This is a genomic window from Micromonospora sp. NPDC048894 (genome assembly GCF_040649765.1).
GTDB lineage: Bacteria > Actinomycetota > Actinomycetes > Mycobacteriales > Micromonosporaceae > Micromonospora > Micromonospora antibiotica.
This window is the reverse complement of the sequence record NZ_JBEZFY010000015.1, coordinates 1-15,978: the sequence shown is the minus strand read 5'-3', so window position 1 is coordinate 15,978 and position 15,978 is coordinate 1. Positions and strand designations below refer to the sequence as shown.

General features: G+C 67.5%; 15 protein-coding genes. 6 read left to right on the top strand and 9 right to left on the bottom strand.

Annotated elements, in window-relative coordinates; genetic code table 11:
• Window positions 1-74 precede the first annotated feature (74 nt).
• The 5 genes from AB0C22_RS26045 to AB0C22_RS26025 form a co-directional block, all read right to left on the bottom strand.
• A complete protein-coding gene (locus AB0C22_RS26045) occupies window positions 75-1,022 on the bottom strand; it encodes an HNH endonuclease signature motif containing protein (protein ID WP_357537578.1) in 948 nt (315 codons plus the stop codon).
• 493 nt (window positions 1,023-1,515) lie between these two features.
• Entirely contained in the window at window positions 1,516-2,727 is a 1,212-nt protein-coding gene (locus AB0C22_RS26040) for a tyrosine-type recombinase/integrase (protein WP_357537576.1), read from the bottom strand.
• Between the two features lie 3 nt (window positions 2,728-2,730).
• Window positions 2,731-2,940 carry a helix-turn-helix domain-containing protein gene (locus tag AB0C22_RS26035; protein ID WP_357537573.1) on the bottom strand — a complete coding sequence of 70 codons (210 nt, stop codon included), beginning with the start codon at window positions 2,938-2,940 and terminating at the stop codon, window positions 2,731-2,733.
• A gap of 1,232 nt (window positions 2,941-4,172) precedes the next feature.
• On the bottom strand, window positions 4,173-4,988 hold the full coding sequence (locus AB0C22_RS26030; RefSeq protein WP_357537571.1) for a hypothetical protein: 816 nt from the start codon (window positions 4,986-4,988) through the stop codon (window positions 4,173-4,175).
• A 152-nt stretch (window positions 4,989-5,140) separates the two neighbouring features.
• On the bottom strand, window positions 5,141-7,072 hold the full coding sequence (locus AB0C22_RS26025; RefSeq protein ID WP_357537569.1) for an Hsp70 family protein: 1,932 nt from the start codon (window positions 7,070-7,072) through the stop codon (window positions 5,141-5,143).
• Window positions 7,073-7,363: 291 nt separating this feature from the next.
• Between AB0C22_RS26025 and AB0C22_RS26020 the strand changes: the two genes are divergently transcribed.
• The 6 genes from AB0C22_RS26020 (at window position 7,364) to AB0C22_RS25995 (ending at window position 12,911) form a co-directional block, all read left to right on the top strand.
• Window positions 7,364-9,958 carry a transcriptional regulator gene (locus AB0C22_RS26020; RefSeq protein ID WP_357537567.1) on the top strand — a complete coding sequence of 865 codons (2,595 nt, stop codon included), beginning with the start codon at window positions 7,364-7,366 and terminating at the stop codon, window positions 9,956-9,958.
• Between the two features lie 189 nt (window positions 9,959-10,147).
• Window positions 10,148-10,957 (top strand): DUF5984 family protein, encoded by an 810-nt coding sequence (locus AB0C22_RS26015; RefSeq protein WP_357537565.1) that lies wholly within the window; start codon window positions 10,148-10,150, stop codon window positions 10,955-10,957.
• A 200-nt stretch (window positions 10,958-11,157) separates the two neighbouring features.
• Window positions 11,158-11,598 carry a hypothetical protein gene (locus tag AB0C22_RS26010; RefSeq protein WP_357537563.1) on the top strand — a complete coding sequence of 147 codons (441 nt, stop codon included), beginning with the start codon at window positions 11,158-11,160 and terminating at the stop codon, window positions 11,596-11,598.
• Window positions 11,595-11,789: a hypothetical protein gene (locus AB0C22_RS26005; RefSeq protein WP_357537561.1), complete on the top strand. Its 195-nt coding sequence runs from the start codon at window positions 11,595-11,597 to the stop codon at window positions 11,787-11,789. Before AB0C22_RS26010 ends, AB0C22_RS26005 begins: the two co-directional genes overlap by 4 nt.
• A gap of 12 nt (window positions 11,790-11,801) precedes the next feature.
• Complete coding sequence (locus AB0C22_RS26000) at window positions 11,802-12,368, top strand: hypothetical protein (protein ID WP_357537559.1); 567 nt, start codon at window positions 11,802-11,804, stop codon at window positions 12,366-12,368.
• A gap of 279 nt (window positions 12,369-12,647) precedes the next feature.
• Window positions 12,648-12,911 (top strand): DUF1883 domain-containing protein, encoded by a 264-nt coding sequence (locus tag AB0C22_RS25995; protein WP_357537557.1) that lies wholly within the window; start codon window positions 12,648-12,650, stop codon window positions 12,909-12,911.
• A gap of 92 nt (window positions 12,912-13,003) precedes the next feature.
• Here AB0C22_RS25995 and AB0C22_RS25990 read toward each other — a convergent pair whose 3' ends face one another.
• From AB0C22_RS25990 to AB0C22_RS25975, 4 genes are all read right to left on the bottom strand, one after another.
• Window positions 13,004-13,531: an HAD domain-containing protein gene (locus AB0C22_RS25990; RefSeq protein ID WP_357537704.1), complete on the bottom strand. Its 528-nt coding sequence runs from the start codon at window positions 13,529-13,531 to the stop codon at window positions 13,004-13,006.
• 113 nt (window positions 13,532-13,644) lie between these two features.
• Window positions 13,645-13,827 (bottom strand): hypothetical protein, encoded by a 183-nt coding sequence (locus tag AB0C22_RS25985; protein ID WP_357537555.1) that lies wholly within the window; start codon window positions 13,825-13,827, stop codon window positions 13,645-13,647.
• Window positions 13,828-14,102: 275 nt separating this feature from the next.
• Complete coding sequence (locus tag AB0C22_RS25980) at window positions 14,103-15,080, bottom strand: hypothetical protein (RefSeq protein WP_357537553.1); 978 nt, start codon at window positions 15,078-15,080, stop codon at window positions 14,103-14,105.
• A gap of 102 nt (window positions 15,081-15,182) precedes the next feature.
• Window positions 15,183-15,878, bottom strand: coding sequence for a C40 family peptidase (locus AB0C22_RS25975; RefSeq protein WP_357537551.1), 696 nt, complete (start codon window positions 15,876-15,878; stop codon window positions 15,183-15,185).
• Window positions 15,879-15,978 lie beyond the last annotated feature (100 nt).

Genomic DNA, 15,978 nt, shown 5'->3' with positions numbered 1-15,978 from the left:
GGACTGGTGGGCGTGGGCCGTCGCTTCCCGAGCAGTCCCAAGGGAGAAGACCCTGCACTAGTAGCTCTCCCCGGTCATGCTGTGGTGGCTGCGGTCGCTGAGGGAGAATCAGGGCGGTGCTGCGTCCAGTGCTTCTCTATCCAACCAATGTGTCCACGATCCAGCTTCGTGGCGAGCGGCTGCCCCTGCAAAGGCGCGTAGCCCGGGTACCTGGCCAGTTCGTCTCGCAGACTGATCGTCATGGTGCGCGGGTCAACCGCGATGTCCCCCTGATCAAAGAGCCGGTGAACATCCCGTCTCAAGAGCAGCCCACCATCATCATGGTGCTGGCCAACCGCTGCATAGCTGTACAGGTGCGCCGCCTCCAACACTGCGGCAGGACCAGGCCCGGTGAAGGCGCACACCGGCCCCAGAGCCGCGAGCAGGCGTTCCCTGAACCCACGCTGACCCACACGGACGCGCACCCTCGCGTGCCGGTGCCCGCCCTGGCGTGACTGGGCCCAACTGCTCGCCTCCTCAAGGAAAATCGCACCCCGCCCCCTGCCGGCACGCTGCAATGCCTCGGCAAAAGCGTCCCAGCGCAGAAGACGCATGCTGAGCTGAGATTTCGGTGAGGCGCAGAGGTTGCGCAGGGTTTCTCCTTCCAGGCAGCGCCCCAGGTCGATCCAGTTGGCGTCGTGGCGGGACCGAAAGGTCTCGACGCGTTCCACCCGGGTTGCAGCAACGTCGAAGGTGTCCGCGCACGGGTGGCACCTGAACGCGGGTGAATCGCGCTTGCGTCTCTTGATGTTCGCTTTGCCGCAGTAAGGGCACCGGTAGAGGATCTTCTCCGCGTGGCCGGTCTCGATCTCCTCGATCAGGGAGGCACCGATAACCGCCTCCTTGTCCCACAGGACGATGCGATCACCGACAGCCACGGTCCGGGCGTTCGCAACGGTGTCGTCCCAGCTGTAGTGAACGTCCGGGTCGTCGTCGTACCCGTCGTTGCCTCCGTGCTGTCGATCTGCGCCGACAGCAAGCATCAGCCATGCTCTGGGCGAACTGTGATCCACGGCCAAAATCTGCCTCCCTTTCACGCCTACGGAGAGAAACTAACCGAGGGTTGGGACACCCTGGAAGGCGCGCGGACCGCGCCTGACGGTCGGCGGTACCGAGGTTGGAGGATGACTGGCTGCGGACCTCGGGCTGGGTGAGTCACCCAGGTCGACGTCGACACGACGCGCCCACGGGGTAGCGGCAGAACCATCTCGCATCGGCGAGGTTGCGGCGAGGTGAGCGATCAACTCCTTTACTCGGCTGAGTATGCTGGTAGGCGACCTGGGAGAACGTGCTTGAGCACGCCGCTGGGACCCTCAACTACTGGGGGTCAAGGGGTCGTCGGTTCGAATCCGGCCGTCCCGACAGACGAAAAGCCCTGACCAGCGGGAACGCTGGTCAGGGCTTTGATTTTCATCTATTAAGATTTGAACCGCCCCCCGAACCCCCCCGTTTACCGGGGTCGACGGTCAGGTTTTTTCATCCATGTGCATCGTTGGTTGTTGCTGGTGAGGAACGGTGCTGGCGGTGGGTGCCGAGCCGTTCGAGGATGTCGGAGACGTCCGGGGCTTGGACGGGTTTGGCGATGTAGTAGGTGTCGGTGACCTCTTCGCTGGAGTGTCCGAGCTGCGCGGACGCGCTCTTGGTGTCCTTTTCTTCCTTGATGAGGGTGGCGACGGTCTTGCGGAAGGTGTGCGGGGTGACCCAGGCGAGGTCGGTGTCGGCGCGGGCCTGACGCCACTGGCGGCGGACGTTGTTCGGGGAGAGCCAGGTGCCGCGTCGGGACGCGAAGATCGCGTCGTGGACGTTGTCGGGGGCGTCGATCTTGCGGGCCATGAGCATGCCGACGGCGAAGCGGGGCAGGACGACCCTCCGGTAGCCGGCGTCGCTCTTGGTCCAGGGTTGCCGGTAATTTCCCTGGCTTTTGACGAAGACCAGGGTGCCGCAGATCGTCAGGGTGGGGCGTTCGGTGGCGAGGTCGAGGTCTTCCCAGCGCAGGGCGAGGATCTCGCCGATGCGGGCGCCGGTGGCGAGCATGAGGTCGACGACGTCGGCCAGGTCGCCGGTGTGTCGAGGGCCGGGTTTGCCGGGGACCGGGCGCTGCCAGTCGCGGATGGCGGTGCGGACGGCGTGGAGATGTTCGTCGGAGAGAGCGACTACGGTGCGGCGGGGTTTGCGGAGCCGACCGGTGTCGCGTACGGGGTTGGTGGGGATCGCTCCGTGACGGACGGCCAGCGCGAACATCTGGCTGAGGACGACCTTGACGCCTTTGGCCGCTGCGGGGCGGTCCTTGGCGATCTCGCGGAGGAACCGGTCCAGGCGTCCGACGCTGGTCTCTCGGATTCGGAGCTTGCCGAGGGCGGGCAGGATCGCGGTACGCACGCTGGTCTCGTACCGGTGGATGGTCTGGGGCGCGATCCGTTCCTCGGCGGTGATCTCTTCGATCCACACTTCGGCCAGCCGGCTGACGCGGGTCTCCCGGGTGATCTCGTCGTCGTTGGGGGTGGTGCGGTCACGTAGCTTGACCTTCAGTGCCCGTTCGGCGGCGGCACGGGTGGTGTCGGTGGCTTCGATGTCGCGGGTCTTGCCGTCGTAGTCACGAAACCGGGCCCGGGCGCGGAACCGGTTGGGGGCGAGTTTCTCGGTACGGATGGCACCCCAGGTGCCGATGGGAAGTTCGGGTCGGGCCATGACTCACCGCTCCGAGTCGGTGTGGTCGTCGAGCCAGCGTTCGACCTCGCTGCGCCGGTAGCGCAGGGTGTTGCCGACGCGGATGGCGCGGGGACCCTTGCCCCGGCTGTGCCAGGCGTAGAGGGTGTTCTTGGGCTTGCCCAGCCAGGCGGCGAGGTCGTCGATGGTCAGGAGCGGGTCGGGCCGCCATTCGGGGGCGGTGTGGTCACTCATGGGCGACCTGCCGTGCCGGTCGGACCGGGCTGCCGTGGTGGTCTGCCAGGTCCGGTGGGTTGCCGGTGGCCGGTAGTTCCGGACGGCACGGTGCCGGGAGCGGGTGGTGGGTAAGGCGGGCATGGGTCGGATTTCCTCTCGGGATTCCGGCCTGAGGGGTGCCGGAAAGTGTCAGCGCTGCCGCAGTGATGCGTGATCGTCGGCTGTATTTGCTGTGTGTATCTATCCACCCGTTGCGGCGCAAAAGTGTCAAGCCTGACCCTGCTGTATGCGCTTGTTCGACACTGCTGATCGTGTTGTCGAGAATCCTTGTTCCAGTCCCTTTGAATGGCGGCCGGTACTGAATCATCATCAGCGCAGACTGAAAGCGGGGATTGCGTGCTGTGGGGTGCGTTCACGCCACACTGGGATGACCGGCAGTTTGACAAACCGGCGCTGGGGGCGTTTCCCTTTGGTCGGTCGATGTTGATACGCATCCGAGGATTGTGAAGCGTTCTCATGAGGGGTGCCTTTCGGTGAAATTCGGCGAGGTGAGGTGAGGCGCTGGGGTGGCCTTGATGTCGGACCGCGACGCGGAAAGCTGGCATCGTGGCCGGGCACTCTCACCTGGATATGGCAGGCCGGATCTCCGTGGGTGGAGGCCGGCTTCGGGTCGTGCGGTGAGGTGGAGCCAGGGCGGGGCGGCGTAGGACGAGTTCACGCCGCTGCCATGGCTCGGTGTGGACCGGCCGGTGGTCGGGGTCGGGTCGGGGAGAGCCGGCGGGATGTGGACCTGCTCCGTATGCAGCAGATGTGGGATTGGCGGCTCCAGGTGGAGTAGTTGGCTGCTGGTGTCTTCCTTTCTGGTAGTGAAATCGTGCAGGCGAACCGCGATGACGCAATTGGTGGGGGTCAGTCGACTGTGCCCTGCTCTCATTCAGGCGGTCCGAAGTGAACTTCGGCGTCCGCATATTCGCAGGGTCGAGTGCCCATAGTTCGTGCAGTGGGCGGGTTCCTGATTCGACACAGGAGATGCCTGCCATGAGGGGGCTCGACCGGCAAGTGCTATCGGATGCCGATGCGCTTTTCCGCATGATACGTTTCGTACGTGAGCAGATTTCTAGTGCTCCGTCGACGAATCAAATATTGATTGCTGCCCAATTCGCTGATGTAGCTGCCGGTAGGCGGAGGGCGGTGCGCCGCTCCGTCAGACAAAGAGGTTGCGCCTGGATAATTGCGACAGCGCTCGACAATCAGTGCGAGTGTGGGGGCGTTGGGACGGCTGGAAGCAGTCGCCGCAGGGCCGGTCCGATGGCGGTGGTGAGGGTGCCGTCGTCGCCGGAGTGTAGGGCCAGGTTGACTACGCCCATCGTGGTGTGTGCGGTGGGTGCGTGACGGGCTGCGGTGGCGATGTCGGCCCGGGGGATGTCCGCGAGGAGGTGCCGGATGAGTGCTCCTTCGCCCCAGTACGCCTCGGCGGGGATGGGGAGTCGACCGAGCCATGACAGGAGGATTCCCGCGCGGTCGACCGGTGAGGGTGCGGCGGCGGTGAGCTGGTCGTTCATTGCATCGAGTTGTGTTGTGGACAGTGCGCCGGCTTGTTGGCCGGTGAGGGGCAGCAGGGCCGGGTGCAGCACGTGGGGGACGGCCCGTTCGGTCAGGTGCTGCCTGCCGGCGTTTCCGGCGGGTCGGAACTGTGGGTGTCCTTCGTGCAGGTTCAGCAGGTCGGTCAGTGGTGTCAGGAACAACGGGATCTGGTCCGGGACGCCGTGGGTGGCCAGGAGCAGATGCAGTGCAGCGGGATCTGCCACGTGCAGGTCGTTGTGTAGGCGTTGCCGTTCCCAGCTGATGTTGCCGTAGCCGTGGAGGCTGGCGCTGGTGATGAGCACACCGGAGTCATCGTGGAGCGCGATGGTGGTGTCGCCGGGACAACGGCAGATGTCTCCGGTGAAGCGGCCGGTCGTGGTCAGCTTCCATGCCGCCTCGATCGTCGACGGGTTTCGTAGCTCGGCCAGGATCGCCCGGTCGGCCAGGGGACCCGCGTCCTCACCGCCGTCAACGATCTGCACGACGTGCGTCCGCGACCACACATCCATGAGCCAGCTGATCACGGGCAACCTCTCCACGCCGTGCTCGGCGTCGTCGCAGCAATGCGCGCTATCCGACTTGCGGGTTCATCGGGCTGTCAGCGTACGGCGCTGGTCTGCGCTTCCTCGGGTCGTCAGTTGCCGGGGCGGTCAAGGAGGCGGTGGAGGGCGTTTCCGGTGTGGGGGAAGGCGAGTCGGAGGGTGTCGGCGGTGAGGCGGATGCCCCACCAGGTGAGGGCGACGAGGTAGCCGATGATCAGGGCGCTGTGGGTGTTGTAGCTGATGACGAGGGCGTAGCCGATGGTGAGGCCGGGTGTGGTGATGAGGCGGATGGTGCGGGTGCGGCTGCCGGTCAGGGCGGTGGCGGTGCCGAGGAGTGCGGCGCCGATGGTGCTGGCGAGGCCGGGCATGCCGGTGAGGTCGATGGGTGTGGACAGGGTGTAGGCGGCGCGGATGAGCCAGATGCCGGCGGCGGCGGTGGTGGCGTGGGTGATGGCGGGTCGGGTGAGGGTGAGCCAGTGGGGGAGGGCGTGGGCGGGGATGCGGGGTGCGGTGGCGGCGATGAGGGTGGCGCAGGCGGCGAGGGGGAGTGCGCCGCCGAGGGTCCATTTCAGGTAGGAGGTGTAGTCGAAGGAGAAGGCGGTGCCGGTGGCGAGGCCGTAGAGGGTGGCGGTGATGGTGCCGCCGACGGCGGCGGCGAGGTAGCTGCGGCGGATGAGGCTGCCGGTGGTGGGTTCCTCGGCGGGGGTGGTGGGTGTGCCGGAGAGCCAGGTGGTGGGGGCGAGATGGGCGATCGCGATGGCGGTGAGCATGGCGAGGGCACCGGCAATACCGAGTTGCGGTAGCGAGGTGCGGGCGCCGACTACCCAGGTGTTGTGGATGGTGATGTCGGCGGTGAGGACGGCCTGCACGAGCAGGGCCAGGGAACAGGCCCCAAGGAGGAGGGTGCCGGTGAGGTCGCTGATCCGTAGCCGGACGCGGGGAAGTCGGGCGGCGGCGCGGGGTGCGGCTTGGTGGTGAGCGGTGAGGGTCAGGGCACCGTCGGCGAGGGCGTGGGGGTGGTCGACGAGCACAGGGGTGGTGCCGGTGGCGTGGGCGAGATGCTCGGCGACGGCGGGCAGGCCAGGGTCTGGTTGCAGGATGACGGCGGTGAGGTGGCCGGTGTCGACGTCGGCGGCGTCGAGGAGGTCGGCGACGGCGCGGGGGACCTGGTCGAAGACGGGTTGCGCGGCGCGGGTGACGTCCTCACGGGTGATGATCGCGGGTTGGCGGGGCGCGGGGAGCAGGACGGGGGCGCGTTCCTGGGTGACGAGGAGTTGCCGGGCGGTGCGGACAGCATCGGTGAGGGCGCGGTGGTCGTTTGTGGTGGCGGGATCGTCGTCGGTAGTGCGGAGGGGGTCGTCGTCTTCGGTGGCGGTGTGGATGAGGTCGTCGGTGATGAGGCGGTCGAGGTCGGGGGTGTCGTCGAGGCACCGGGTGGCCAGTTCGTGGTAGCCGCCGTCGACGGTGTGCAGGACGGTGAGGGTTGCCGGGTGCCGGTCGGCCTGGCAGACGAGGACACAGGAGCCGGCGGGTGTGGGGTGGCCGATAGTCGTGGCGTAGGCGGCGAGCGCAGCGGGTGCGGTGACCAGGGCGGGGGACGGTAGTCCGGCGCGGTGTGCTGCTTCGGTGACCTGTTGGCGGCGGCGTGGCCCCCAACTCGGCGGGATGGTGACGGTGAGGGCGGTGATCGGCTGGCCGATCTGGTGGGAGGCGTGCTGGCCGACGTGGCGTAGTACCGCCGCGAGTAGGTCAACCGGGTCGGTGGGTGCGACATCGGTGGCATCGGCGGGGGCTGTCTTGCCGAGCAGGGCGGTCGGGTCGGGGACGAAGCGGTGGTCCGCCGGGATGGACGTCGCTGCGTCGACGCCGACGTAGAGGTGCCCGGTGGGGCCGATGACGACACCGGGGGGCATGACGAGGCGGCCGTCGATGAGGATCGGGACGCGTGCGCCGTCGCGGCTGACGGTGGCGGCGATGGTGGCGGAGCTGAGATCGATCGCTGCCGTGGTGTCCCCGTGTGGCATGGGGGGCAGTCTGGCCCGTGGGGGTGTGGCGACGTCAACCCTGATTGTCCGTGTGATCCTTTGTGCGCGGATGGTGAGAATCCTTCTCGACGCAATAGCCAGCGACGTGCATTCTCTTGTATGCGGAGAGCTTCACCGATGAGTCGCAGGGAGGGATGGGTGCCGAAGATGTCCCCGGACAGAGGCGACAGGCTCGCCGAGTACGGCACACGGGCCACGGTCCACCCACCCCACGACACCCCCCACCGCCGAGTACCTCTCTCCCGCACCGTTGCCACCGGTGCCCGGGTCGTGATCGCCGCCGTCATTCTCCTGGTGGTCGTGCCGGCGATGCTGTGGTTCGCCGGCGGGAACCCGCTGCGGCGGTTACCGGAGTGGTCGCAGATTCCGGCATGGTTCGAACGCTCCAGCGGACGGTTCACCCCCGACGCTCTCATCGATGCCGCGTTCTGGGTGATGTGGCTGCTGTGGGCGGTGTTCGCCCTGCTCCTCGTCGCCGAACTCGTCACCACGCTGACCCGGTGGCGCATCCCGGCGCTCACGCTGCCGGCCCCACTGCACCGCCTGGTGTTCGGCCTGGCCGGCACCGCCGCGCTCGCCGTCACCTCCGCCGGTTCCCTCGACGCGGCGGCAACACCTGACCGGCCGTCGACCCCCGTCGCCACCGCCGAGCGTGTCGATGTTCCCCGCCAGGCCCCCGCCTCCGGCCCGGCGATCATCCAGGTCGCCGACCAGCGGTACCTCTACACCGTCGAACGCCACGACACCCTGTCCAAGGTCGCCAAGGAATGGCTCGGCGACGCGAACCGGTGGCCGCAGATCTGCCAGCTGAACAAGCACCGGCACTTCCCCGGCAGCGGCGGCACCCTGCGTGACTGCGACCTCATCTACCCCGGCTGGGAACTGCGGCTACCCGCCGACGCCCGCCCACCACACGCCGCGACCCCAGCGACCCCGACCACCCCACCACCGCAGGCCCCGCACCGTCCGGTGCCACCACCGGCCTCCGCCAGCGCCGACCCGCAACCCGCAGGACCCACCACCCGACCGTCCGACACCACCACCGAAACGCCGGCAACCAGCCCGAGCAGCACGCCGGGAACCCCGACCATCATCGGGACGCCATCAGCGCCGTCACCCACCCCGCAACAACCCACGGCCGTCGACCCGACCGAACCGACCACGACCACCGATGACCACGGGGTACGGCTGTCGGTCACCGAGTGGCTGCCGTGGTCGCTGGCTGCCGCGATCAGCGCCGCCGCCACGATGGTCTGGCTGCAACGTCGCCGCCGCTACACCGGTGAACCCGACAGCGAACCCCTCACCGCGCTGCCGGCACCGGTCGTCCAGGTCCGCCGCGCCGTCACCGCCCGCCCATCAGAGCCGGGCAGCGACGAGCAGCCACCGAGCCTGCACCCCGTACTCACGTCGCTGCCCGGTGGTGGGATCGGCGTCGTCGGCGACGGCGCGCACGCCGCCGCCCGCGCCACCCTCGTCGCTGTCCTCGCCTCCGGCGACCTCCACCACCCTGACGCCCGCGGCGAAATCGTCATCGACGCCGGGACCCTGACCACCCTCCTCGGTTCCGACGCCACCACCCTCGCCCCGTGGCCACGGCTGCACCTCGTCGACACCCTCACCGACGCACTCACCACGATCGAAACCCACCTGCTGCACCGCAGCCGCATCCTCGACGAACACACCCTGACCGACCTCGACACCACCCCACACCCGGCCACCCCCGACGCGGTAGCCCTGCCACCGATCGTCCTGATCACCGACGCACCACCCCCCACTGCCCGGATGCGGACCAAGACCGCCCTTACCCTGGGAGTGGGCCTACACATGTCCGCGCTCCTGCTCGGTGAATGGACACCCGACACCACCGTCGACGTCAACACCGACGGACACATCCACCCCCTGGCCGAGCAGCCCGCCGGACCGGTGCCGCCACAACTGCCGGTGCTGGAAGCCGCCACGGCGATGGAGATCCTGCAAACCCTCCGCGAGGCGCACACCGGCACCCCACCCGCCGCTGCACCCGCCGTGCCCGTGGCCCTGCACACCAGCCGCGCTGACACGCCACCCGCCGACACTGCACCACCCCGGGCCACCGCAAAGCCCTCCGACGATGTCCCAACGGGACGCGCTCGGCTGCGGGTGCTGGGTCCACCGCGCATCGAAGGCATCACCGGGCAGGGACGGCCGCTGCGCGCCAAAGCCCTCGAACTGGCGGTGTACCTCGCCGTGCACCCCGACGGGGCCGCCACCCGCGAAATCGGCGAGTACCTCGAACCTGACGCCCGCCTCAGCCAAGCCGACCAACGCGTCCACACCAACGTGTCGAACCTGCGACACGTACTCGGTCGCGCCGGCACCGCAGCCACCAAGAACGCCTACGTCGTCAAAACCGCCGGACGGTACCGACTCGACCCGACGACCGTCGACGTCGACGTGTGGACCCTGCGGGACCTGATGCGCAACGCGACCATCGCCGCCGGACCCCGCCGCCATGAACTCCTCACCACCGCTTGCGACCTCTGCGCCGCGCCGCTGGCCGAAGGCCAGGACTACGAATGGCTGCCCCCACACCGCGAGACCATCCGACGCTGGTGCACCGAAGCCCACCTTCTCCTCGCCGACGACCTGCTCGATCATGATCCGCAGGCTGCATCCGAACTGCTCGACAAAGCCATCACCCTCGACCACTACAACGAAGCCCTCTACGTCAAAGCGATGCACGCCCGCCACGCTCTCGGCGACGCCGACGGCATCCGCACCCTCCTCCGCGCCCTCACCAGAGCCCTCACCGACCTCGACACCCAACCCCACGACGACACCATCACCCTGGCCACCCAACTCCGCACCAACCTAAGCAATTGAGATCTCCGAGCTGCTGAGATCGTGATGGCTGGCATTCCCGGATACGGACGTCGGACGGTTCAGGTGGGATCTGCCGCGTTGCATCTGGGGCTACTGGTCAGAGACCTGCCATCATCGTCCTCAGTGGTAATTCGGGGTGTATCCGTTGCGCCATCGATCGACCGTTGGACGTTACTGGATACTGGGTCGGTGATCAGGTTCCGGTTCGATCTGTACCCACTGGACGAGGTGTCGCCTTGGGGCGGTGACCAGCCAAGGCTGCACTGGTTCGGGCTCACCCAGGGCTGCTACTGGCTCGAAGTTGGCGGGCAGGAACTGCTACGCCGCTCCCGGCAGGTTCACCCACATCCCTACACTGACTACTACCTGGCCCGGCTCTGGGAAGACGTCATTGCTCTTGCACCCGAAGTGCTAGACCCGGTGCCCGAAGATCTGCAACCATTTATCGCCTCCCACCCGGTCCAGTGGGTTCGGGATCCGCTCGAGTTCGTAGCCGAGCCGGGTGATGAACGGACGGGCAACGGAACCCCGGACGCGCCCGACCACCCCGTCGTCACCGCCGCGATCTGGCACGGGACGCACCACCTGGACTTCGGATACCTGCGACATCCTCCCAAGCTCCGGTTCTGGCGCACCACCCGCAGCGACCGCGACGAGGTCACCATCGACTGGCGGCACGAGGACGACGGCGAGTTCGGCTTCACCGCAGGCCCCACCCTCCGGGTCAGCGTTCCGACCGCCGCATACCTTGAGGCCGTACACGCTCTGCACCATGAGCTGATGAACATCATGGGGCAGCGGGTCGACGAGCTGGAACGCTGCGGCGGCTTACCTCAGGTTGACCTTGACCTCGCCCATCTGCGGCGAGAACACGAACAACGGCGGCATTGGCTGGCCATGAACCTGGACCGCTCCCCGACGACCGACTGGAACGCAGTCCGCCAGGGTGCCCAACTGTTGCTCGGCGACGATGGGCGCGTCTGCACCGCAACGGGTTGAGCACCCCCTTTGCCCCATAGAGCCACGGTCGCAACCCGCCTTCCGTCGGTCTGCGCGGCGTTGACCGGGCCAGTCGGGTGTTTTCGATCTTGTTCGAAGAGCGGTCGTTTCTCGGACAAGATCGAACAATCAAGCCGGACTTCATTGCGGGTTGCGCAACCTCTTGCGATCATCGCAAAAGATTGTGCAGAATGTAGGGCATGACGCGACGAGACATCTTCACCGACGTGGCCGCGATCCTCTACCCGATTCCGCAACCCGAACCCGGCGAGGAACACGATGACGGCTTCCTCGCCGCGCGAGACGAAGCCGCCGAAGACCAGGAACATGCTCTCGAGAACCTGCGGGCCGCGTGGGACGACGGCGATCAGGACCCGCTGATCGGTGCGCTGGCCAGCGCCCGCCGCGCGAAAGAGGAAGCCGAACAGCGGATCCGCGAGCTGATCGCCTACGGGCGCGAGTTCGTCCAGCCCCGCCCCTACACGCTGGGCGACCTGGCCGCAGCCGCCGGGATGTCCATCTCCGGCGCCCGCACCGCCTACCACCACCGCGACGTCGCCCAAGTAGCCGAAGCCACCGGCGCCAAGCCACGAGAGTGGCGAGCCCTCGACTCCGAGGACACCGGGCAGGCTACGGCATGAGCACGGCGGCCTGCCTCTGCCCGATCCACTGGCGGGGCCTCTACACCCTGATCGAAGGCACCCGCTACGAGGTGATACCGAGTCCCGTCGACACCGCAACCAGTCTGCTGTTCCGAGCCTGGTGCGCCGGCTGTGGCACCGAGTACACCCACCCGTTCCGCACCAGCGCCGCCCGCAGCCAGGCAGCCTGAACGGGCCGCCTGTTGACGTTGATATCGCCGGCCAGCCGGACGGACCGCTTCGTACACAACCAGCATGCTTCGACCGTCGACATTAAGACCTCGCAGCTGCTCGACGTCACCTATCACGACGGCGAACGCCCGAGGCTGCGCCCTGCCGCCACCGCGCTGACCGCCGGCCGGCTCGTCGACAGGCACCTCCTGCACGTGCTGCACCAGCCGCCCGGGGTCACCTGGGCGCAGATCCAACAGGCGGCACTCGAGGACTATCGGGCCGCCGCGACAACCAGGTCGCCGCGGTGTGGTCCAGGATGGGTTGGCGGGCCCAACTCCACCCACCTCGGCGACGACCACGACCGCGAGCACCTGCTCGTCTGCGACACCTGCGGGATCGCCTACCCCCGCCCCGACCCCACCGGCCCCGACTGGCGCGCCGGCGAACAGTGCCCGCACCGCGACACCAGCACCCCATTGCCCTACGAACAGCGCGACCAGGTGCCCACCCTCGACGATCGGCTCACCGCCATCTGCGACCGTCTCATCGCTGGGCGCAAGGCGGCCTTGCCCCCACCCGGCCAACCCGGCCATTGAGCTGCCGCGCCAGGTGCTACCGCGCTGCCGTCCGGTCGTCGAGCCCGGTTCGCTAATCCCGCGTGATTCCCCGGGATCCCTATCCGACCGAGGCAGGACTGTTCAGGGCTGACCGCTGTTCCCGCAGGCTATCGGCACGATGTGCTCTTACAGGGGACACACCCCCTGCATTCTCTGCGCCCCGCAACGTCAGTGACGCGCCGCAGGATCTCTGCCGCGCGGATATTTCTCGTTGGCTCGCGCTTCCTACCGGGCGTCATCATCCACTACACATAGCGTGTGGACCACCTCTACTGGAACCTCGGCACGTGCGCGGGCGGTGCCGCGTTCGAGATCGGGTTACGCGGGTCGACCGCCCGGGTCTGCCTCATGGACGACGACGAGTACCAGGCGTACGTCGACGGCGACGAGTACGAGTTCTTCGGCGGCTTCTACGACCGCACCCCCGTGGTCCTAGAGGTCCCCTACGACGACCACTGGTGGATCATCGTCGACAGCAACCCCGACAACATCAAGGTCACGGTCAACCAGATCTTCGACTGAGCCGCGGGCCGTAGTCCTCGGTCGGCACGCTAACGCGAGATCCCCACGCCTGGGTCGCTTGGCGGCACGTTGATCGCTTGTCGGCGGTCCGGTCAGTCGGCCGGACCGCTCGACTCGCGGTAGCAGCCGATGTCGTGGTGGTTCAGCCATCGGCGTACTGCCGTGAGGTCGATGTGGGTCAGTCCGTCGTGTGGGTCGACGTGGTGCAGAAGTGCCGGTTGTGGGTGATGTACGGCGACCCATCGCCGGTCAGCGTCGGTGGTTTCGTCGTCGAGCCAGACGAATGGGCGTTCTGCCGCCCAGCGCACCAACGGTCTTGTCTTCCAGTGCACTCCACGCGGTGGTTCCCCGTCGTCGTCGGGCCAGTCGATGACGGGGAGGGCGGGAAGACCGATCCGGGGTGCCACGACCTCGTTGGCTTCGGCCATCCAGGTGCTGGCCCAGGCCAGCTCACCTGGCAGGGCGAGTAGCCGTTGACCGTCGGCGGGATCGAGACGGTCCAACAGAGGATTGCCGTGGTGGTCGGCACCGCCCACCGCTGTGCCGCTCCAACGAGTACCAACCTGGTGCGGTCGAGCCCGTAGCGGGATCAACACGCCATCGATGTCGACAAAGATCAACGGTTGTTTGACGCTGGCAGGCACTGCGGAACCGTACCGCGATCGGCGGGTCCGGGCCGCTGACGCCAGCGGCCGGTGACCTTCAGCGGCGCGAGAACGGCATGAGCGGATGTTCAGGTGAGGTCGTCGCCGCTGACCACCGGGCAACCGAACAGATCACTGAGAACTGTCCGCTGATGGTCGGTCAACGGGTTGACGAAGACGGCCATGGCGACCGCGGCTGACCGGCATGCGTCGGCGACTTCGTGGGCCTTGCCCGAGCTGAGCAGCGTGCGCCGGGAGAACGGCGACGTCATCCTGCTCGCACCGCCGCGGGAGATACCCCGCCTCTGGACCTGCCGGCCAACCACTCGTCCACCACGTGCTTCCACTGAAGCCGCCAGAAGGTCAAGTTTCGCCTCAACCTGTTTATCCTTGGCGGAGAACAAGCCAACCAGCATCACGTCGGCGCCCGCCGGCCCGATGCTTGGGCGTCCAGTTGGCCTTCCTGTCACTACGCAAGGTTACAAAGCCCCGCCGCCTCGCGGGCGGTCGTGGTGCCCGATCAGGACGTCCAGGTCATGAGAGTTCATCACTGGGCAAGCTGGCGGCAGGCATCCCGGTCGCGTGGTAGCCCGGCCTCCTTGAATACCAGCCCGCAGTCTCCGTTCTTCGGATCCCAGAGCTGGTCGTTGACGACGAGAGCTCGAAGGAGCGCACGCTGGGAGTCGGTCAATGGCTGGCGCGGGCCGTACGGCTCGGCGAAGGCAAAGCGCACCACAGCGCCCCACACGTCGTCGAATCCGGTCCAGCCGTCCCGCCTGGCAACCGCGCAAGCGGCCGTTGCGATCGTGTCGAAGTCGGGCGCGACGCGGATCGCTGCGGGGACGAGTTCGAACTGGTGCAGGCTTGGAGGCGGCGGCTCCGCCAGCGCAGCGAGGATCAGCTGTTGGCTCCGTGGGTCGTCCTCGTGGGCCAGCGCGGCCCGCAGGCGGACCGCGGGGTCTGGATCGGAGAGTAGGTCGCGCAGATCCACGCCTAGCTGGCCGAGGCAACGGACCCAGAGAGCTCGCGGTCCGGGACCGTGTTGCAGCTGATCTCTGACGATGGCAGCGAGGTCCTCGCGCTGGTCCACCAGTGGTGCCAGCCGGGCGATCGCCGCGAGCTGCTCCGCATAGAACAAGGCGCGGTCAGGCACCGCCGTTTTCAACAGCGCTAGCACCACCGGATATGCCGCTGCCACGGCATCGGCGACGTCGGGGAGTTTCTCGGCGAAGTGAGAATTCCCCGCTAGGAAGGCTACGGACGAGGCTGCGTCACCCAGAAACTCTACGAGCGAATCGACCGTGTCCGGATGCGCCCGGCCTTCGGCGAGCAGGGCGGTCACGGCCCGGACGGCCGGCGCAGTCGCGGTCTCGGGAAAACCCTGATGCAGAACCGCCACCTGGAGATGACCCAGCGCCGCCTCACGGGCCTGGGCATCGCCACACTCCAGCGCGCGCAGATGCTCCGGAGTATCTGTCGCCCGGCCGTAGGCGTGCCGCAACTGCCACCAGTCAACCGTCATCATCGACTCTCCGCTTGAACGAGAAGACACCGATGATGGCAGGGTCCGTTTCAACCACACCAGCAGGTGTGAGGATCGGGTCGGAGCGCTATTGGGGCTTGGTCGTCACTGCGGGAGGATGCGACGGATCGCTGTGATCTGGTTGGTCCAGCTGTTCAGCGACGCGATCTTGACGACGTCTCCGGTGCTCGGGGCGTGGATGACGACTCCGCTGCCGAGGTACATGCCGATGTGGCGAGGTGCGGTTCGGGTGCCGTGACTGCCGGGGATGAGGATCAGATCGCCGGGACGGAGGTGTGTCGGGCCGGTGACGGGGGTGCCGGTGTGGAGTTGGTCGTGGGTGGTGCGGGGGATGGTGATGCCGGCTGCACGATACGCAGCCTGCATGAGGGATGAGCAGTCGCACTGCTTGGCGGGGTCGCCGGAGTGCGGGTCGGTGCAGGAACCGCCGAAGCGGTACGGGGTGCTGAGTTGGCGGATGGCCCAGGTGATAGCAGTCGCGACTGCCGGTGGGGTGTCGGCGGGCACCGTGAAGCCGGGCGGGAGCGCGGGGAATCCGACGGCGGCGCAGTCGGTCAGTGTGCTGGTGAGGCGTTGTACCAGGTGGGAGGCGTCGTCGGCCCATTTGGTGTAGGCGTTGGGGAAGGCGGAGACCTGGACTGCTTGGGCTGCCCGGGTGAGTGGCATCGTTTCCCAGCCGGGGATGGTGAGCAGTTTGTGGTAGAAGGCGTTGGCCTGGTAGGCGGGGTCGGATAGTTGTGCTGGGCTGCCCCAGCCTTGGCTGGGGCGTTGTTGGAACACGCCGATTGAGTTCCCCCCGCTTTGATGGAGCGGTGGTTACCTGCTCCCGGCTGGTGCAGGGGCGGCGATAGGTGGTTCGGCTGGTTGCGTCTGGCGGGTG

Coding starts and splice junctions, on each gene's coding strand:
- AB0C22_RS26005 (WP_357537561.1), top strand. CDS start 11,595: ATGAGCACGGCGGCCTGCCTCTGCCCGATCCACTGGCGGGGCCTCTAC.
- AB0C22_RS26040 (WP_357537576.1), bottom strand. CDS start 2,727: ATGGCCCGACCCGAACTTCCCATCGGCACCTGGGGTGCCATCCGTACC.
- AB0C22_RS26035 (WP_357537573.1), bottom strand. CDS start 2,940: ATGAGTGACCACACCGCCCCCGAATGGCGGCCCGACCCGCTCCTGACC.
- AB0C22_RS26045 (WP_357537578.1), bottom strand. CDS start 1,022: ATGCTTGCTGTCGGCGCAGATCGACAGCACGGAGGCAACGACGGGTAC.
- AB0C22_RS25985 (WP_357537555.1), bottom strand. CDS start 13,827: ATGACGTCGCCGTTCTCCCGGCGCACGCTGCTCAGCTCGGGCAAGGCC.
- AB0C22_RS26025 (WP_357537569.1), bottom strand. CDS start 7,072: ATGCCACACGGGGACACCACGGCAGCGATCGATCTCAGCTCCGCCACC.
- AB0C22_RS25980 (WP_357537553.1), bottom strand. CDS start 15,080: ATGATGACGGTTGACTGGTGGCAGTTGCGGCACGCCTACGGCCGGGCG.
- AB0C22_RS26010 (WP_357537563.1), top strand. CDS start 11,158: ATGACGCGACGAGACATCTTCACCGACGTGGCCGCGATCCTCTACCCG.